17 protein-coding genes and 1 pseudogene are annotated in these 15,846 nt (G+C 64.2%); 16 read left to right on the top strand and 2 right to left on the bottom strand.

Annotated elements, in window-relative coordinates; translation table 11 throughout:
• The first annotated feature begins 325 nt into the window (after positions 1–325).
• The 9 genes and pseudogenes from NFE57_RS02280 to NFE57_RS02240 all read left to right on the top strand — a co-directional run bounded on the left by NFE57_RS02280 (position 326) and on the right by NFE57_RS02240 (position 8,577).
• The gene (locus NFE57_RS02280; RefSeq protein WP_252133952.1) at positions 326–1,150 is read left to right on the top strand and encodes a GntR family transcriptional regulator; all 825 of its coding nucleotides are present in this window, start codon (positions 326–328) and stop codon (positions 1,148–1,150) included.
• Positions 1,151–1,179: 29 nt separating this feature from the next.
• Positions 1,180–2,367 (top strand): lipid-transfer protein, encoded by a 1,188-nt coding sequence (locus tag NFE57_RS02275; protein WP_252133951.1) that lies wholly within the window; start codon positions 1,180–1,182, stop codon positions 2,365–2,367.
• Positions 2,364–2,846, top strand: coding sequence for an FAS1-like dehydratase domain-containing protein (locus tag NFE57_RS02270; protein ID WP_252133950.1), 483 nt, complete (start codon positions 2,364–2,366; stop codon positions 2,844–2,846). The genes NFE57_RS02275 and NFE57_RS02270 overlap by 4 nt, the downstream gene beginning before the upstream one ends.
• The gene (locus NFE57_RS02265; protein WP_252133949.1) at positions 2,830–3,210 is read left to right on the top strand and encodes a MaoC/PaaZ C-terminal domain-containing protein; all 381 of its coding nucleotides are present in this window, start codon (positions 2,830–2,832) and stop codon (positions 3,208–3,210) included. Before NFE57_RS02270 ends, NFE57_RS02265 begins: the two co-directional genes overlap by 17 nt.
• The gene (locus NFE57_RS02260; protein ID WP_252133948.1) at positions 3,210–4,034 is read left to right on the top strand and encodes an SDR family NAD(P)-dependent oxidoreductase; all 825 of its coding nucleotides are present in this window, start codon (positions 3,210–3,212) and stop codon (positions 4,032–4,034) included. Before NFE57_RS02265 ends, NFE57_RS02260 begins: the two co-directional genes overlap by 1 nt.
• 29 nt (positions 4,035–4,063) lie before the next feature.
• The gene (locus NFE57_RS02255) at positions 4,064–4,822 is read left to right on the top strand and encodes an enoyl-CoA hydratase/isomerase family protein (protein ID WP_252133947.1); all 759 of its coding nucleotides are present in this window, start codon (positions 4,064–4,066) and stop codon (positions 4,820–4,822) included.
• Positions 4,819–6,456: an AMP-binding protein gene (locus NFE57_RS02250; protein ID WP_252133946.1), complete on the top strand. Its 1,638-nt coding sequence runs from the start codon at positions 4,819–4,821 to the stop codon at positions 6,454–6,456. The genes NFE57_RS02255 and NFE57_RS02250 overlap by 4 nt, the downstream gene beginning before the upstream one ends.
• A 66-nt stretch (positions 6,457–6,522) precedes the next feature.
• Positions 6,523–7,087: pseudogene (locus tag NFE57_RS02245) on the top strand (transposase family protein); the annotation flags it as partial.
• A 374-nt stretch (positions 7,088–7,461) separates the two neighbouring features.
• Positions 7,462–8,577, top strand: a complete 1,116-nt coding sequence (locus NFE57_RS02240) for an MFS transporter (RefSeq protein ID WP_252133945.1) — start codon at positions 7,462–7,464, stop codon at positions 8,575–8,577.
• A gap of 208 nt (positions 8,578–8,785) precedes the next feature.
• Here NFE57_RS02240 and NFE57_RS02235 read toward each other — a convergent pair whose 3' ends face one another.
• Positions 8,786–10,132, bottom strand: a complete 1,347-nt coding sequence (locus NFE57_RS02235; protein ID WP_252133944.1) for an MFS transporter — start codon at positions 10,130–10,132, stop codon at positions 8,786–8,788.
• A gap of 390 nt (positions 10,133–10,522) precedes the next feature.
• Between NFE57_RS02235 and NFE57_RS02230 the strand changes: the two genes are divergently transcribed.
• Positions 10,523–11,542 carry a tellurite resistance/C4-dicarboxylate transporter family protein gene (locus NFE57_RS02230; protein ID WP_252133943.1) on the top strand — a complete coding sequence of 340 codons (1,020 nt, stop codon included), beginning with the start codon at positions 10,523–10,525 and terminating at the stop codon, positions 11,540–11,542.
• Here the strand turns inward: NFE57_RS02230 and NFE57_RS02225 are convergent.
• On the bottom strand, positions 11,472–12,032 hold the full coding sequence (locus tag NFE57_RS02225) for an RrF2 family transcriptional regulator (protein ID WP_252133942.1): 561 nt from the start codon (positions 12,030–12,032) through the stop codon (positions 11,472–11,474). The two genes, NFE57_RS02230 and NFE57_RS02225, sit on opposite strands and share 71 nt — an antisense overlap.
• A gap of 238 nt (positions 12,033–12,270) precedes the next feature.
• Between NFE57_RS02225 and NFE57_RS02220 the strand changes: the two genes are divergently transcribed.
• The 6 genes from NFE57_RS02220 to NFE57_RS02195 all read left to right on the top strand — a co-directional run bounded on the left by NFE57_RS02220 (position 12,271) and on the right by NFE57_RS02195 (position 15,773).
• Positions 12,271–13,596: a hypothetical protein gene (locus NFE57_RS02220; protein ID WP_252133941.1), complete on the top strand. Its 1,326-nt coding sequence runs from the start codon at positions 12,271–12,273 to the stop codon at positions 13,594–13,596.
• Positions 13,597–13,609: 13 nt separating this feature from the next.
• Positions 13,610–14,146, top strand: coding sequence for a DUF2249 domain-containing protein (locus NFE57_RS02215; protein ID WP_252133940.1), 537 nt, complete (start codon positions 13,610–13,612; stop codon positions 14,144–14,146).
• Positions 14,143–14,469: a metal-sulfur cluster assembly factor gene (locus NFE57_RS02210; protein WP_252133939.1), complete on the top strand. Its 327-nt coding sequence runs from the start codon at positions 14,143–14,145 to the stop codon at positions 14,467–14,469. The genes NFE57_RS02215 and NFE57_RS02210 overlap by 4 nt, the downstream gene beginning before the upstream one ends.
• A 183-nt stretch (positions 14,470–14,652) precedes the next feature.
• On the top strand, positions 14,653–14,907 hold the full coding sequence (locus NFE57_RS02205) for a DUF2249 domain-containing protein (protein ID WP_252133938.1): 255 nt from the start codon (positions 14,653–14,655) through the stop codon (positions 14,905–14,907).
• 78 nt (positions 14,908–14,985) lie between these two features.
• Positions 14,986–15,234, top strand: coding sequence for a hypothetical protein (locus NFE57_RS02200; protein WP_252133937.1), 249 nt, complete (start codon positions 14,986–14,988; stop codon positions 15,232–15,234).
• 74 nt (positions 15,235–15,308) lie between these two features.
• Entirely contained in the window at positions 15,309–15,773 is a 465-nt protein-coding gene (locus NFE57_RS02195) for a c-type cytochrome (protein ID WP_252133936.1), read from the top strand.
• Positions 15,774–15,846 lie beyond the last annotated feature (73 nt).

Raw genomic sequence — 15,846 nt, 5'->3', positions numbered from 1 at the left:
GGCGCTCTATCGGCCCAATCAAGGCACCGGGCCGATCAGCACCGGGCATCGGCAGCCTGCCCGCAAATCGAACGCAGCCCCCACGCATATCCCTTTCGCGCCACGCTCCCCCACCTTTTTCCCTCACCATCGCCATCGTCGGCACAATTTGCGCCCCAGCAGTCGATGGTATCTCGCAAGCGATCTGGTATACCAGATATCGACACCGGTCGAGCCGATCAAAAAATATCGTGCCTCATCGACACGAGATCGCGGGATTTCCGCTATCACCGCGCCCACGGGGCCCGTACTTGTACGCGCTGGGGCAATCTGACATAGCAGGTCGGTGATCAGCATCGCTCCCGATTCCGACCGCGCTAAGCAAGGCGATGCACGTCTGCGCGCGCGTGCGTATGCGCGGCTGTGTGAGGCGCTGATGCAAGGCGAGTTCGCGCCCGGACAGCAATTGGCGTTCCGTTCGCTCGCCGAGACGCTGGGGGTCAGCGTGACCCCCGTCCGCGAAGCGGTCGCGACGCTCACCGAACTCGGCGCGCTGCGGGTCTTGCCCAAACGCTATATCGAAGTGCCGCGACTTTCGGCCGAAGCCTATATCGAATTGCTCGAGCTGCGCCGATTGCTCGAGGGCCACGCCGCGAGGCGCGCGGCGCAGCGGATCACCCCCGTCGAACTCGACGACATCAAGCGCACCAACGCCGCGCTTCTCCAGCACACGCGCGACGGGCGCCACCGCGAGGCAATGAAGGAGAATTACGCCTTCCACTTCGCCGTCTATCGCGCGTCGGGCGCACGCTACCTGGTCGAGAGCATCACCCGGATCTGGCTGTTGATCGGCCCTTCGCTCAATCTCCATCTGGCTGAGGAATACGGGCGCGACCTCCAGATATTACGCAGCGGCTTCGAGAATCACGACCATCTCATCGCCGCACTCGTCGCCCGCGATTCCGACGCGGCGATGCGGGCAATCCTGAGTGATATGAGCGTCTCGTCGGCGCACATGCTCAGTGGCTTGCTGCGCGCGTCGCAGCTTACCGACGACGCGCTGATCGACCTCAGCGCGCTCTCGGCGAACCGCCCGCCGACGACAAACCAACCCCCTCGACGCCCTGCCATCAAAGCTCCCTTGCCCAAAATTAGACCCATCAGTAAGTAAAATGACTTAACAGTCGAATCGAGGGGGCGATGGGCGAGAGCACATGGGTAGCCGGCGTGGGGATGACACCCTTTGTGAAGCCGGGAACGTCCGCGCCGTATACCCGGCTGGGTGCCGACGCGACCCGCGATGCGCTGGCCGATGCGGGCATCGATTACCGCGCCATCGAGCAGGCTTACGTCGGATATGTCTACGGCGATTCCACGAGCGGCCAGGCCGCGCTCTACGAGGTCGGGCTGACGGGTATCCCGATCCTGAACGTCAACAACAATTGCGCAACGGGTTCCAGCGCGCTGTATCTCGCCCGCCAGGCGATTGCCTCGGGCGCGGCGGATTGCGTCCTTGCACTGGGCTTCGAACAAATGGCGCCGGGCGCCATCGCGGAGAGCTATACCGATCGTCCGACGCCGCTCGCACGCTTCACGCAGATCGTCGATACGCTGCCGGGCGCGGCGGATCTGCCACTGGCGATCAAGCTGTTCGGTGGCGCGGCGATCGAATATCAACAGCAGTACGGCGCATCGGACGACACGTTCGCGCGCGTTGCGGTGAAAGCCCGACAGCATGCCCGGCACAATCAGCGCGCGATTTTCCGATCGCCGGTAACGGTCGAGGAGGTGTTGCACGCGCCCGCCATGTTCGGGCCGATCACGCGGTTGCAATGCTGCCCACCCACCTGCGGCGGGGCGGCGGCGGTGCTTGTTTCGGAGCGGTTCGCGCGCAGACATGGGATCGCCTCGCCCGTCACGATCCGCGCTCAGGCCATGACCACCGATTTCGCCTCCTCTTTCGATCGAAACAGCCCGATCAAGGCCGTGGGCTACGATCTGACACGCACCGCGGCGGACCGGGTCTATGCCGCCGCAAGTGTCGGCCCGGGCGATATCGATCTGGCCGAATTGCATGACTGCTTCACGGTGAACGAAATGCTCACCTACGAAGCAATGCACTTCACCGACGAGGGCACCGCCGAGCGCTTCATCGCCGACGGCGACAACAGTTACGGCGGTGCGGTGGTGACCAACCCATCGGGCGGACTACTCTCCAAGGGGCACCCGCTCGGCGCGACGGGGCTTGCCCAATGCGCCGAGTTGACCTGGCAGTTGCGCGGTCAGGCCGGGGCTCGCCAGGTTCCGGATGCCCGGCTCGCGCTCCAGCACAATCTGGGTCTCGGCGGGGCCTGCGTGGTCACGCTCTACGAACGCGCGCGCGCATGACGATCGACGATCGCAAGGGCCACGCCTTCGCCCCCACCACCGCCATCGTCGAACCGGGCCGGTTACGCTTTTTCAACACAGCGATCGGTGCGCTCGGTACGTCCACAGCGGCGCCCGATATACCCGATCGTGTGCCCATCCCCCCGACCTATCTTTTCTGCCTCGAAATGCTCGATGCGGCAAACCCATTCGCGTTCGTCGAGGATCTGGGCCTGAAGATCACCGACATCCTGCATGCGGAACAGGCTTTCGTCTATCACACGCCGGCCTATGCCGGGGATGTGCTCCTATTCCGGGGGCGGCTGGAGGACGTGTACCACAAAAAGAGCGGACAATTAACCTTTCTGGTTCAAAAGATCGATGTCTCCAACCAGGATGGCGTGCAGGTGGCGGAAATCGGCCGTACGATTGTCGTCCCCAACAAGGCGCACACTGATGGACAGGGCGCAAGGGGAGAACATGGTGACGGCGCTCCATAAACAATTTCCGCCGATCACCCGGACGACGCTGGCGCTCTATGCCGGCGCTTCGGGTGACCACAATCCGGTGCATATCGATAGCGACGTGGCGCGGTCGTCCGGCTTTCCCGACGTGTTCGCACCGGGGATGCTGGGCATGGCCTATCTCGGCCGGCTGTTGACCGACATCGCGCCCGCCGACCGCATCCGCAGTTTCACCACGCGTTTCCATGCAATAACGAAGCTGGGCGACATTCTCACCGGCACGGGGACAATCGAGGAGCGGATTATCCAGAATGGTGAGGAGCGCACGCGCATCCGGCTCGAACTGACCGACCAATCCGGCGAGGTGAAGCTCGCGGGTCACGCGATGGTGGCGCTGTAATGGCAAAACTGGAAGGCAAGGTAGCGCTCGTCACCGGGTCGGGACGCGGCATCGGGCGTGCGGTCGCCCTGAAGCTCGCCACCGAAGGCGCCCGGCTCGTGGTCAACGATCTGGACGATGATGTCGGCCATGCGGTCGCCGACGAAATCCGCGCCCTCGGCGGCGACGCGATCGCCGTCAACGGGAGCGTCGCCGATGCGGCCTTCGCGGCGCGCTTCGTCGCCGCCGCACAAACGCTCGGCGGCATCGACATCATCGTCAACAATGCCGGCTACACATGGGATTCGACGATACAGAACACGAGCGATGCCCAGTTCCAGGCAATGCTCGACGTCCATCTGGTCGCGCCGTTTCGCATCCTGCGCGCGGCGGCCGGCCCGATCCGGGAAGCCGCCCGAGCCGAGGCCGCGGCCGGGCGCCGCGTGCAGCGCAAGATCGTCAACATCTCATCGATCGCGGGCCTGTTCGGCAATGCCGGCCAGGCGGGCTACTCTTCCGCCAAGGCGGCGATCACCGGGCTCACCCGCACGCTCGCCAAGGAATGGGGGCGATATGCGGTCAACGTCAACGCCGTCGCATTCGGCTTGATCGAGACGCGCTTGACCCAACCGATCGCGGCGCAGCAGGCGACGATCGCGATCGGCGACAACGAGGTAAAGGTGGGGATTCAACCCGCCATGCTCGATGCCTGGGCGCGGATGATCCCCCTTGGCCGCGCCGGGACGACCGAAGAGGCAGCCGGCGCCGTCTATCTGTTGTGCACGCCCGAGGCCGATTACATCAGTGGTCAGGTCATCGTGTGCGGCGGGGGGCTGCTCATCTGATGATCCAAGATTCGATAACGACCCGGCCAGTGCTGCTGGAACGCGACGGCGCGGTGGCAATCGTGACGCTGAACCGGCCCGATTCGCTCAACGCGATCGACCAGGCGATGGCGGATGAGCTTGCGCGCATCGGCGCGCTGCTTGCCCATGACGAGTCGCTCGCGGTCGTCGTGCTGCGCGGCGCGGGCGACGGCTTTTGCGCGGGCGGCGACATCACCACCTTCGCCGAAAATCTCGACGCGATCGATCGGGCGATCCGGCCGCTGCTCGGCCAGCTTCACGATTTCCTGCGATGCCTGCGCGCGATGCCCAAGCTGGTTCTCACGAGCGTTCATGGCGCCGTCGCGGGCGCGGGTTTTTCGATCGCCTTCATGGGTGACCTCTGTATCGCCGCCGACAATGCGCGACTGCGTCCGGCCTATGCGCCGCTCGGCGTCTCCCCGGACGGCGGCGGGACGATCGGCGTCGTCGATGCCGTCGGCGCGCGCTGGGCGATGCGCGTCTTTCTCGCCGACGAGGAACTGTCGCACGCCGACGCGCTGGCGCTTGGCCTGGTGACACGGATCGTGCCGGCAGCCGATCTGGAAAAAGAGACGCTGGCGCTGGCCCGTCGGCTGGCGCAAACCGATGCGGCGGCGATCGCCGCCACCAAGGCACTGATCTACAAGCGTGCCGGGGGCGATATCTCCAATCAACTCGAGGCGGAGATGGAGCATCTGATCGGGTGCATGAACAGCGCGTCGTTTCGCGATCGCGTCGACGCATTCGTCGCGAGCACGTCGCGATGACGCCGTTCGACACCCGGCGCGCCCTCCCCGCGCACCTCGCGCGCTACAAACAGGCTGGCGCCTGGCGCGAAAAAACGCTGGCCGATCTGGCGCGCGCTTATGCCGATGCGGCGCCCGATAATGAGGTTCTCGCCGGGTGCACATTGGCGATGACGGCCGCCCGCGCGGTGAGCGAGGCCGAAGCGCTGGCGGTGGCGCTCGCCGAACTGGGTCTGCGGCCGGGCGACCGCGTGGCGTTCCAGCTGCCCAATTGGGACGAAACGATCGTCATCGCGCTCGCGCTGGCGATGGGCGGGTTCGTCGCGGTTCCGATCGTTCCGATCTATCGCGATGCCGAGATGCTCCAGATGCTCGCCGATTGCGGTTGCAGCGCGCTCTTCCTCACACCGCGCTTCCGCGAGGTCGATTTCGCCGCGATGGCGGAACGGATCGCCTCTGCTCTCCCTGCGTTGCGGCACGTGATCTTCGTGCGCGGGCAGCATCACGATCTCGATTATTCAGACCTGATCGCCGGCGCGCGCGGCCGTGTCCCCCACGGCCGGGGAGCGCCGCCCGACGCGGCAAAATTGCTGCTCTACACATCGGGGACGACCGGGCGCCCGAAAGGCGTGCTGCACAGCCAGAACACGCTCAACGCCGTGCTCGACATGTGCATGCGCCATTGGGGTATCGGCACGGGGGACACGATGCTGATGCCGTCGCCGGTCACGCACCTCACCGGATACGGTTTTCTCGAACTGCCGTTCCTGACCGGCAGCCGCACCCTTCTGATGGAGCGCTGGGATGCCGAACAAGCGGTCGCGCTGATCGACGCGCACAACGTGGTCGGGACCGTCTCCGCGACGCCGTTTCTGGTCGAACTGACCAACGCCGCCCGCGCGGCCGGGACGCGCCTGCCTTCGCTGCGCTTCTTCGCCTGCGGCGGCGCGGCGGTTCCGCCCGACGTCATCCGCGACGCCAACACCACCTTTGCGCACCCGGCGGCGTTCCGGATCTTCGGCTGCACCGAAGCGCCGCTGATTTCGATGGGATTTCTGGGCGCGGGCGAACAGGAACTCGCCGCGACCACCGACGGCCGCGTGGCCGATTACGACGTGCAGATTCTCGATGAGCATGGCCACCCGCTCGGGCGCGGCGAGGAAGGGGAGATTGCCGCCCGGGGGCCCGCGATGATGCTCGGCTATCTGGACACGGACCAGACCCGCGCTGCGCTGACCGAGGACGGCTTTTACCGCACCGGTGATCTTGGCTTGCTCACCGCAGACGATGCGGTGGTCGTTACCGGGCGCAAGAAGGATCTGATCATCCGCGGCGGCGAGAATATCAGCGCCAAGGAAATCGAGGACGTACTGCACCAATACCCGGGCGTCGCCGAGGCAGCCGTCGTGGCGATGCCCCACCCCCGGCTGGGCGAGACCGTCTGTGCTTTCATCGTCGCCGCGCCGGAGGTCGATGTCGATGCACAAGCGCTCATGGCGTTTGTCCTACGCGCCGGGCTCGCGAAACAGAAGATTCCCGAGCGGATCGAATGCCGGACACATCTCACCAAAACCGCGAGCGGCAAGGTCCGTAAGGATCTCTTACGCCTTGAAATAAAAGAATCTCTCACACCTTCTGCCAATCAACTGACCTAGCTGTTTGGTCCTGGTTTTTGATGGTGCATTATCCAGTCAGGAATGGAAGGATGCGCTGTGGGATAGATTCTACACGGGAGCGCCCGAACGACAGAGGCGGTCCGTCGAGCGATACAGCATAGTCAAGAGAGCCTGAGGGTTCTGGCGAAGCGCTACGGGATCAACCAGAAGACCGCCGCCAAGTGGAAGAAGTGCACGGCGGTCACGGATCTGCCGACCGGGCCGAAGGATGCTCATTCGACGGTGCTGAGCATCGAGGAGGATACGATCATCGTCGCCTTCCGCAAGCACACGCTGCTGCCGCTGGACGACTGTCTCTACGCCCTACAGGCGACGATCCCGCACCTGACCCGCTCGTCTCTGCATCGCTGCCTGCAACGACACGGGAAGCCGATTGCCCGAGGTGACGGGTGACAAGGAGCCCAAGCGCAAGTTCAAGACCTACCCGATCGGCTACTTCCACATCGACATCGCCGAGGTGCAGACGGCCGAGGGCAAGCTGCGCCTGTTCGTCGTCATCGACCGCACCTCGAAGTTGGTCTTCGCCCGTATCTACCGTAAGGCCACCAAGTTCGCTGCCGCCGGCTTCCTCAAATCTTTGGTGCGAACTGTGCCAAATGTTCTGGCGACGGACATCCAGCGACGATGCCGCAGCGGAGATTCGGTGCACTCGCGGAACATCTCGGCTTCGCGCCGGTCAAGCTCGGGGGATTGTCGGGGGGCGGCCTGCTCGTGCACGGGCAGGGCGACGGATGGGGCCAATTGATCTTTCAGGATCTGGCCAAGTTCGACCGATAAGCACGATGTCGCCAGCGCACCGTGGATACGCGGGACTAGCCATATCACCCCTACCTGCCTAACGCCCGTCGGGACTGCAAAATGGTAACGTAAGTGAGTAGCGTGGCGCGAGGTGGTCGGAATCAGATCAAGCGGGATACCGCGCCTGCTCCGCCGAGCCACGAAAGCGCCGAGCGCCTCCCACTGTTGGGACTGCTCGCGCTGGCCATGGCTGCATTCATCACCCTGCTGACGGAGATTATGCCCGCCGGGCTGCTGTCCTCGATCTCGACCGGGATGCAGGTGTCGGAGAGCGTAGCCGGCCAGTTCATCACCGCGTTCGCGGTTGGCGCCGTCATCGCCGCGATCCCGGTCACGGCCATGACCCGGGGTCTGCGCCGCAAGCCCCTGCTGCTTTTCCTCATCGGCGCATTCGCGGCGGTCAATCTGGTGACAGCGCTGTCGGGGAACATCTACGTCATCCTCGTCGCACGGTTTGTGGCGGGGCTCCTTGGCGGAACGGTCTGGTCGATGCTGGCGAGTTACGCGGTGCGAATGGCGCCGGCGGGCATGGGTGGCCGCGCGATCGCGATCTCGGGGGCAGGAGCGACGGCTGCGCTGGTCCTCGGCGTGCCGCTGGGAGCAGCGTTCGGACGTGTGTTCGGCTGGCAGGGGGCGTTTGGAATCGTGTCCGGAATGGCCTTTGTGCTGATGATCTGGATCCAGCGCATCATCCCGGACTTCCCGGGCGATCGTGGCGACAACCGGGAAAAACTGCTGACGGTGCTGCTGCGGCCAGGGGTTGCGGCGACGACCGCGGTGATCCTCACCTATATCGTCGGCCACAACATCATCTACATTTACGTCGAGCCGTTCCTGCGTTCGATCGGACAGGTGGAGAGCCTCGACCTCATCCTTCTCCTGTTCGGCATCGGATCGATCGGCGGACTCGCATTGGTCGGGGCCCTGGTCGATCGACATCTCATGCTGTTGGGCCCGCTCCAGATCGGGTTTTTCCTTGCCGCACTCGCGGTATGGCTGCTTGGCTGGACGACAACCCTCCCGATCTATGCGTCGGCCATTGCCTGGGGCGTGTCGTTCGGCGGCTTCGGCGCGGTAACGCAGACGGCGATCGCGAGACTGGCTCCGGACTCGATGGATGTTGCCCAGTCGATGTGCACCACGGCCTGGAATGGCGCGGTGGCGCTCGGCGGGGTCTCGGGAGGTTTTCTGCTGGATCGCGCCGGGGCAGCCTCCTTCCCTGTCGCGACTGCGGCAATCCTCGGTCTGTCCACAATCATCCTCGTCGTGGGTGTCAACCGTCCCCTGTCACGATGGAAATGAACTGGCGCACATCCGAGGGTGTTGTCTGCGATTTTCAAAAATGGAGAGAACCGACCACGATCTGCCAACCTGGGGCTTTTCAGAACTCATGCGGCAGGGCCATATCGAAAATATCGGCCGCACGGCACGGGTGCCTGCGGCATAGCCGACCGGACAAGGCAAGCATCGCCAACAGCGCGGCGGTCGTGCGCGAGGGGAGGCAAGCGCCTTATGTCGTCGATGCTTCGGCCAATTGGCGCCCGTCCGCTTCATCGATTGCCAGTAACGACGTGCCCTTGCTTTCGCGCATGAAAAGCGCCGCAACCAGGCTGACAGCACCGGCGAACAGGATGTAGAACGCGATCGGCACCCAGGAATCATATGCGCGCAGCAACGCGGCGCCGATCAGCGGCGCCCATGAGCCGGCGATGATCGCCGTTGCCTGATAGCCCAGCGACACGCCCGAATAGCGCATGCGTGTCGGAAACATCTCAGTCATGATCGCCGGCTGCGGCGCGTACATGAAGGCGTGGATGGCAAGGCCCAGCATGATGGCACCGAGGATCATGGCCGTGCCATTGGTATCGAACATCGGAAAGGCGAAGAACGGCCACGCCATCGTCAGTGCCGCGCCGACGATATAGACCGGCTTGCGGCCCAGCCGGTCGGCCAGCATGCCGACCAGCGGAATAACGATCACATGCAGGATGTGCGCCGCGAACAGCAGCGCCAGAATCCGCGTGGTATCAACCGCGCGATGATGCAGATAGGTGATCGAGAAGGTAACGATCATATAATAGACGATGTTCTCGCCGAAGCGCAGCCCCATCGCCGTGAACACCCCGCGCGGGTAGCGTTTGAGCACCTCGATCAAGCCGTAACCGGCGCTCGCCGCCTGCTCCGCCTTGGCTTTTGCGGCTTCGAAAATCGGCGCATCGCTGACCTGGGTGCGGATGTAATAGCCGATGACGACAATCACCGCCGACAACCAGAAGCCGATCCGCCACCCCCAGGCGACAAAGGCGTCGGGCGACTGCGTGGCGGCGAGGATCAACAGCACGACCGTCGCCAGCAAATTGCCCAGCGGCACCCCGGCCTGGGGGAAACTGCCCCAGAACCCGCGACTGTCGTCGGGGCAATGTTCGGTGACCAGCAGCACTGCGCCACCCCATTCGCCGCCGAGTGCGAACCCCTGGACGAAGCGGAGCAACACCAGCATCAGCGGTGCCCAATAGCCGATGGCGTCGAAGCTCGGCAGGCATCCCATCAGGAAGGTCGATACCCCGATCAGCACGAGGCTGAATTGCAGCAGCGCCTTGCGGCCGATCCGATCACCGATGTGACCGAAGACCGCGCCGCCCAGCGGCCGCGCGAGAAAGCCGACGGCATAGGTCGCGAAGGCAGCGATGATGCCATCCAGATCGTTGCCGGTATCGGGGAAGAACAACTCGCCGAACACGAGCGTAGCGGCCGTTCCATAGAGGAAGAATTCATACCATTCGACAACCGTGCCGGCCATCGAGGCGCCAACGACTTTGCGCAGATAGGGCAGATCGGTCGTCGCTTCGTGCTTCATGCTTTGCGCCCCTCCCAATCGCACCGGTCTGCCCTCCATGAATTTTATGGCGGCATGCCGTGTGAGAACTCGTTCCAGGTCGCTCCTTTCTTTCGCAGATCGGGGCGCAGCCTGCTTCCTTGTTATCCGCGCTCGACCGGCTCAGCAGCCGAGCGGCTGCCGGAAAGCGCGACCATGCACTCCAGCCTATGATAGCTGGCGGGGAAAGGAGCAATCTTTCAAGCGACGTGCTTGTCGTGGAACCGACTTGGCCCGATGTTTACCGATATACTCTGGTGGAAGAGGGATGAGGCAGACGCAGAATTTTCGACAGTCTTGGGTTCGGGGGCGATGGTTATGACAGGGGTGGACCGCGCACGGTCCGGAAGGCGGCGGCTGGATCTTGCCGATATGTCTCCAGCCTATTTCTCGCTGGTGATGGCCACCGGCATTGTCTCGCTGGCCGCTTTCCTGATGGATCGGCGCGGGCTTGCCGTGAGCCTGTTTTATCTCAACATCGCGCAATATGCCGTTCTTTGCGTGCTGTATGGCATACGCGCCGTGCGCCACCCGCGACGGTTCTTCGGCGATATGATCGCTCATGCGTCGGGGCCGGGCTATTTCACCGCCGTGGCGGGCACTGGCATTCTCGCCAGTCAGTTCATGGCGATCGGCGCGAATGTCGCCATTGGCACAGGGCTATGGCTGCTGGCCGGTCTGTTGTGGGTGTGCCTGACGTATACGATTTTCCCCGCGCTGACGGTCCGGCGCGAAAAACCGACGCTCGATACCGGCATCAACGGCGGTTGGCTGCTGGCGGTCGTGGCCACGCAGGCCATGGCGGTTTCCAGCGCGCTGCTCGCGAGCCTCGAGCCGCCCCATCATCCCGCACTCAACCTGCTTGCCCTGTCGATGTGGCTGTGGGGCGGCATGCTCTACATCTGGATGATGTCGCTGATTTTCTACCGCTACACCTTCTTTCCACTCTCGCCCGGAGACCTGGCACCCTCTTACTGGATCAACATGGGGGCGATGGCGATCTCTACGCTGGCCGGCTGCCAACTCATCCTGAACGCGCCGCAGGCGCCCTATCTGGCGTCGCTCCTCCCTTTCTTGAAGGGATTCACCATTCTGTACTGGTCGGTCGGGACGTGGTGGATTCCGATGCTGCTGGTGCTTGGCCTATGGCGTTATGGGTATAAGCGCTTTCCGCTCCGTTACGACCCGATTTACTGGAGCGTTGTGTTCCCGCTGGGCATGTATGCCGCCTGCACCTGGCAGATCGAGCGCGCCATGGCTTTCGGCTTTCTCGATCCCGTATCACACGTCTTGCTCTATATCGCCCTGGCGGCATGGGCGATCACCTTTCTTGGCATGATCCACGCTCTGGTTTGTGGTCATGGCCGCCAGAAAATGGACCGAACCTTTTGATGTGATCGGCTTGATCCGATTCGGGCTGCCCGGTCTCCGCCGAACGCGCTTCGTCCCCGATCCGCTCCATCAGCGGAAGCCCGAACATGTCCGAATCGAGGACAAGGTCGGCGATCGTATATTGTTCCAGCGCACCAATGAACGCCCCCAGCGCTTCGTCGAGCGCGCGACGCAACCGGCAATGTGGGGTAAGGATACATTGATTTCCCGCCCCGAAACATTCCGCGAGCGTGAAGTCGGGCTCCACCGCGGCAAGCACCTCGCTCAGCTTCATCGTCTCGGGCGGCTTGCCGAGCATGAGCCCGCCCGAGCGACCGCGCACGGCCTTGAGGAAGCCGGCGCGGGTGAGTTCGTTGGCCACTTTCATGAGGTGCCCGCGCGACACCGCAAAGCGCCGCGCCGTTTCCTCGATGGTGATCAGCCGGCCGTCGTTGCTGGCCGCGAACATCAGCAACCGCAGGGCATAATCGGAGAAGGTGGTCAGGCGCATGATAGATACCGAATAAGCGCGGCGGCGACTGGCGCCAACCCTGATGAGCCCCCAACGAATGGACGCTGCCTTCACGGCCACTGTCGCCGCGATAGCGATCGGGGCCGCAGCGTTCATTGGCTTGCATAGCCATCCGATAATATATACTCAACATATATCTTTACCGATCAAGACTCGGGCCGCGCGGCTCGAGAGAAAGCCTGCCGCCATGCCCGGCGTTGCCTTGTCCCGATGGACGATGTTGTACATTGCGATCGCGTTGCTGTGTCTGCTGGGCGCGCTGGGGTTGATGATGCTTGGCGTCGGCTATCCCATGGCGGCGATCGTGGCGCCCGAAACGCTGATGGTCGTTCACCTCGTCGCGATTGGCTGGCTCAGCCTGCTGCTGTGCGGCGCGCTTTTCCAGTTCGTGCCGGTGCTCGTCGCGCGGCGGCTCCACAGCACTGCCCTGCCCTTGCCGACGCTGCTCTGTCTGGTTGTGGGGCTCAGCCTGCTTTTGGGCGGCTTCCGCCAACTGGCCGTGCCGACAGGGCCGCCGTGGAGTCTGCTGCCGTGGGGCGGCGCCTTGTTGGTGCTGGGATTCGCGCTGGCATTGTACAATCTGGGCCGCACTTTATGGGCCGCGCGGCCGCTGACATGGCCGGCCCGTTTCGTCACCATCGGCCTCGCCAGCCTCGTCGTCGCGGCACTGCTCGGCCTGATCTTCACGCTGATCTTCGGCGGTGCCAGTGCGTCGCCCGCGTTCGCGGCGCTGACCGCGCAGGGCCTGCCGCTGCACGTGATCGCCGGTCTCGGCGGGTGGCTGACCTTCACGGCGATGGGGGTGAGCTATCGCCTGCTCGCGATGTTCATGCTCGCACCCGAACTGAACGGCGCCAGCACCCGCTGGGCGTTCCTGCTCGGCGTGGCGGCGCTGGCCGTAGCGCTCGCCGGCGGTACAGTTGCGATCTGGAGCGGCATCGCGCCGGGTTGGGCGCTGCTTGCCGCCGCGCTGCTCGCGCTGGGGGCATTCGGCTGTTACGGCGATGACATCATCCGACTGTACCGGCAGCGCAAACGGCGCGTGATCGAACTCAACAGCCGCATGGCGGGCGTCGCGCTCGTCCATCTCGCCGCGGCCGTGCTGCTGGCGATCGTGCTGGTCGCGACGGACATGCTCGGCCACCACATCGGCGCGCTGCTCTTTCTCATCGCGTTCGGCTGGCTCACCGGGTTGGGGCTCGCCAAGCTGTACAAAATCGTCGCTTTCCTGACCTGGCTCGAATGTTACGGCCCGGTGCTCGGCAAGGTCATCACACCGCGCGTGCAGGATCTGGTGATCGAGCCGCGGGCAATACGATGGTTCTGGGTCTATTTCGCTGCGGTCGATGCCACCGTGCTGGCGCTGTTCGCCGCGGCGCCGGCAGTTGCCCGATCGGGCGTCGCGGCGATGCTGGTCGCCACCGGCGCGATCGTCGCCGAACTGGTGCGCATCCGCCGCCTTGCCGACGTGCCGCGCGAAACCCGCCTGCCCACGGGCACGCGCCAGCCCCGACTGCTCGTTTCCACGGTCAAAGACGCTTGAAAAGGAGCCCAAAATGACAGCGACATTCATGGATGTGGACGTGCGCCCGATCCTGCGTGAAGGCGGCGAGCCGTTCGGCGAAATCATGGCCGCGATGAACGCGCTGGCGCCGGGCCAGGGGTTGCGGCTGCTTGCCACCTTCGAGCCGGTCCCCCTGTTCCATGTGCTCGGGTCGAAAGGCTTCACGCACGAGGCGCGCCAGATCGGCGATGGCGACTGGGAAGTGCTGTTCTCACCGGCCGGCACCGCGACCGAAGCCACGCCCCCCACCGCTGTCGCACCGGCGCACGACGCGCACGCTTGGCCCCAACCGGCACGCGAGATGGACAATCGCGATCTCGATCCGCCCGAACCCATGGTTCGCATCCTCGCCGCCACCGAAGAGATGCAGTCCGGCGAGGTGTTGTGCGCATTGCTGTGCCGCGAGCCGATGTTCCTGCTGCCCGAACTGGCCAAGCGCGGCCACAGCTGGCGCGGCGCCTTTGAGCCCGACGGCACGACCTACAAGATATTGGTACATATCGACGGTGCGAAGGATGTGCAGCCATGAGTACCATCAGCGATGACGATCTGACCGAGAACGTGATGGCGGCGTTGCGACGCGTCATCGACCCCGAACTGGGATATAATATCGTCGATCTGGGGCTGGTGTACGGCGTCGATGTCGACAAGGGCGCCGTCCATATCGTCATGACGACCACGACCCGCGGTTGCCCGGCGACCGATTATCTGCGTGGCGGCGCCAATCACGCGGCGGAATCCGCGCTCGGCGTCGACTCTGTCGATGTCGAATTGACCTACGATCCGCCATGGATGCCCGACAAGATGTCCCCCCAAGCCAAAGCGCATCTCGGGATTGGCCGTGGCGGGTAACGGCAGCGGCACCGATCGGGCCATGTTTGCGACGCCATTTTCAATGGCACCACACATAAAGATGAATTGACAATATATCTTTTATCAGCAACATTTCCGGCGGTCGCCCCCCCATTTCCGAACGGCGCGACGCCGGAATGAGCTGCGCGGCCTGAAACATCTCTCGAACCAAGGAGAAGGGCTATGGTGGACGCCTCCACTGACGCCAATGTCGTCGATGTCCGCAGTCTCGTACCGGCACAGCGGCACGCGAAAATTTTCGAACTCGTCAACGCGCTGGAGCCGAACGCATCGTTCGTTCTGGTCAACGATCACGATCCCAAGCCGCTCTATTATCAACTCGAGGCCGAATATCCGGGGCAATTCTCCTGGACCTATGTCGAATCCGGTCCCGACGTGTGGCGGGTCGCGATCGGCAAACACGCCAAAGCGGCCTGAACTGGGCTCCGTGGCGCAGGCCGCCCGCGCCACGGAGCCCCACCGGGGCAAGCGCGCCCGCACCGGGACTCGAGGAGCATGGTGACGACTGGCCAGAATGACAGAACCGAACGAGACGCCGGGCCGATCGCGCCGGCATTGTGCGACGTGCTCCTGGTCAGCCTGCGGGCATTGGGGGACGCCGGCGATACCGATCTGGCCTGTCGGCTGGCAGGCCGTGCCTGCGCTGCCTTGCGAGGACGCGACAGCGTACAATGGCGCCGTTTCAACGTGCTGCTGCATCGTCTCGCCCCCCGCACCGGCGCGGTCGGCACGCCACAATCATGACCGCCGCCAGGGCATCACCGCCCGGATAGGTGGATATCCGGATTCAAGATTCTCTTTCCTGCAAGGATGATACGATGCGCAACTTCATGAAACTCACCGCGAGCGGCATCCTCGCTGCCGCGCTTTCGGCCTGCGGCGGCGCGACGACGCCCGAACCGGCCACCAGCAATACTGCGGCAGATGCCAATGTGCCCGCCGCCGAGGTCACGGCACCCACGCCGACCCCGGTGGCGGCGACGGACACCCCCGCCCCTCCACCAGCCTTCGCGCAATGCGCAAGCTGCCATTCGGCACGGCCTGGCCAGAACGGCGTCGGCCCATCGCTGGCGGGGGTTTTCGGAACCAAGGCCGCCGAGGTCGCCGGGTATAATTTCAGCAGCGCGATGCAGGGATCGGGGCTGACGTGGGACGAAGCAACGCTCGATCGCTATCTCAAATCGCCGCGGCAGGTTGTGCCGGGCACCAAGATGACCTTCGTCGGCATCGCCGACGATACCAAGCGCGCCGCCGTGATCGCCTACCTCAAGGCAATCGGATAACGAACGGCTCTTTTCGAAACATCCAAGCCGCTTGCACCCAAACGACAGGGCAACGCAGCCCATCGAAGGAACG

The sequence above is a fragment of the Hephaestia sp. MAHUQ-44 genome (assembly GCF_023806085.1).
GTDB lineage: Bacteria > Pseudomonadota > Alphaproteobacteria > Sphingomonadales > Sphingomonadaceae > Sphingomonas.
This window is presented reverse-complemented; position numbering and strand designations above follow the sequence as displayed.

Excerpts from the sequence above, each read along its gene's own strand:
- NFE57_RS02275 (WP_252133951.1), top strand. The coding sequence starts at position 1,180 with ATGGGCGAGAGCACATGGGTAGCCGGCGTGGGGATGACACCCTTTGTG.
- NFE57_RS02270 (WP_252133950.1), top strand. The coding sequence starts at position 2,364 with ATGACGATCGACGATCGCAAGGGCCACGCCTTCGCCCCCACCACCGCC.
- NFE57_RS02260 (WP_252133948.1), top strand. The coding sequence starts at position 3,210 with ATGGCAAAACTGGAAGGCAAGGTAGCGCTCGTCACCGGGTCGGGACGC.
- NFE57_RS02250 (WP_252133946.1), top strand. The coding sequence starts at position 4,819 with ATGACGCCGTTCGACACCCGGCGCGCCCTCCCCGCGCACCTCGCGCGC.
- NFE57_RS02240 (WP_252133945.1), top strand. The coding sequence starts at position 7,462 with ATGGCTGCATTCATCACCCTGCTGACGGAGATTATGCCCGCCGGGCTG.
- NFE57_RS02235 (WP_252133944.1), bottom strand. The coding sequence starts at position 10,132 with ATGAAGCACGAAGCGACGACCGATCTGCCCTATCTGCGCAAAGTCGTT.
- NFE57_RS02230 (WP_252133943.1), top strand. The coding sequence starts at position 10,523 with ATGTCTCCAGCCTATTTCTCGCTGGTGATGGCCACCGGCATTGTCTCG.
- NFE57_RS02225 (WP_252133942.1), bottom strand. The coding sequence starts at position 12,032 with ATGCGCCTGACCACCTTCTCCGATTATGCCCTGCGGTTGCTGATGTTC.
- NFE57_RS02220 (WP_252133941.1), top strand. The coding sequence starts at position 12,271 with ATGTTGTACATTGCGATCGCGTTGCTGTGTCTGCTGGGCGCGCTGGGG.
- NFE57_RS02215 (WP_252133940.1), top strand. The coding sequence starts at position 13,610 with ATGACAGCGACATTCATGGATGTGGACGTGCGCCCGATCCTGCGTGAA.
- NFE57_RS02210 (WP_252133939.1), top strand. The coding sequence starts at position 14,143 with ATGAGTACCATCAGCGATGACGATCTGACCGAGAACGTGATGGCGGCG.
- NFE57_RS02205 (WP_252133938.1), top strand. The coding sequence starts at position 14,653 with ATGGTGGACGCCTCCACTGACGCCAATGTCGTCGATGTCCGCAGTCTC.
- NFE57_RS02200 (WP_252133937.1), top strand. The coding sequence starts at position 14,986 with ATGGTGACGACTGGCCAGAATGACAGAACCGAACGAGACGCCGGGCCG.
- NFE57_RS02195 (WP_252133936.1), top strand. The coding sequence starts at position 15,309 with ATGCGCAACTTCATGAAACTCACCGCGAGCGGCATCCTCGCTGCCGCG.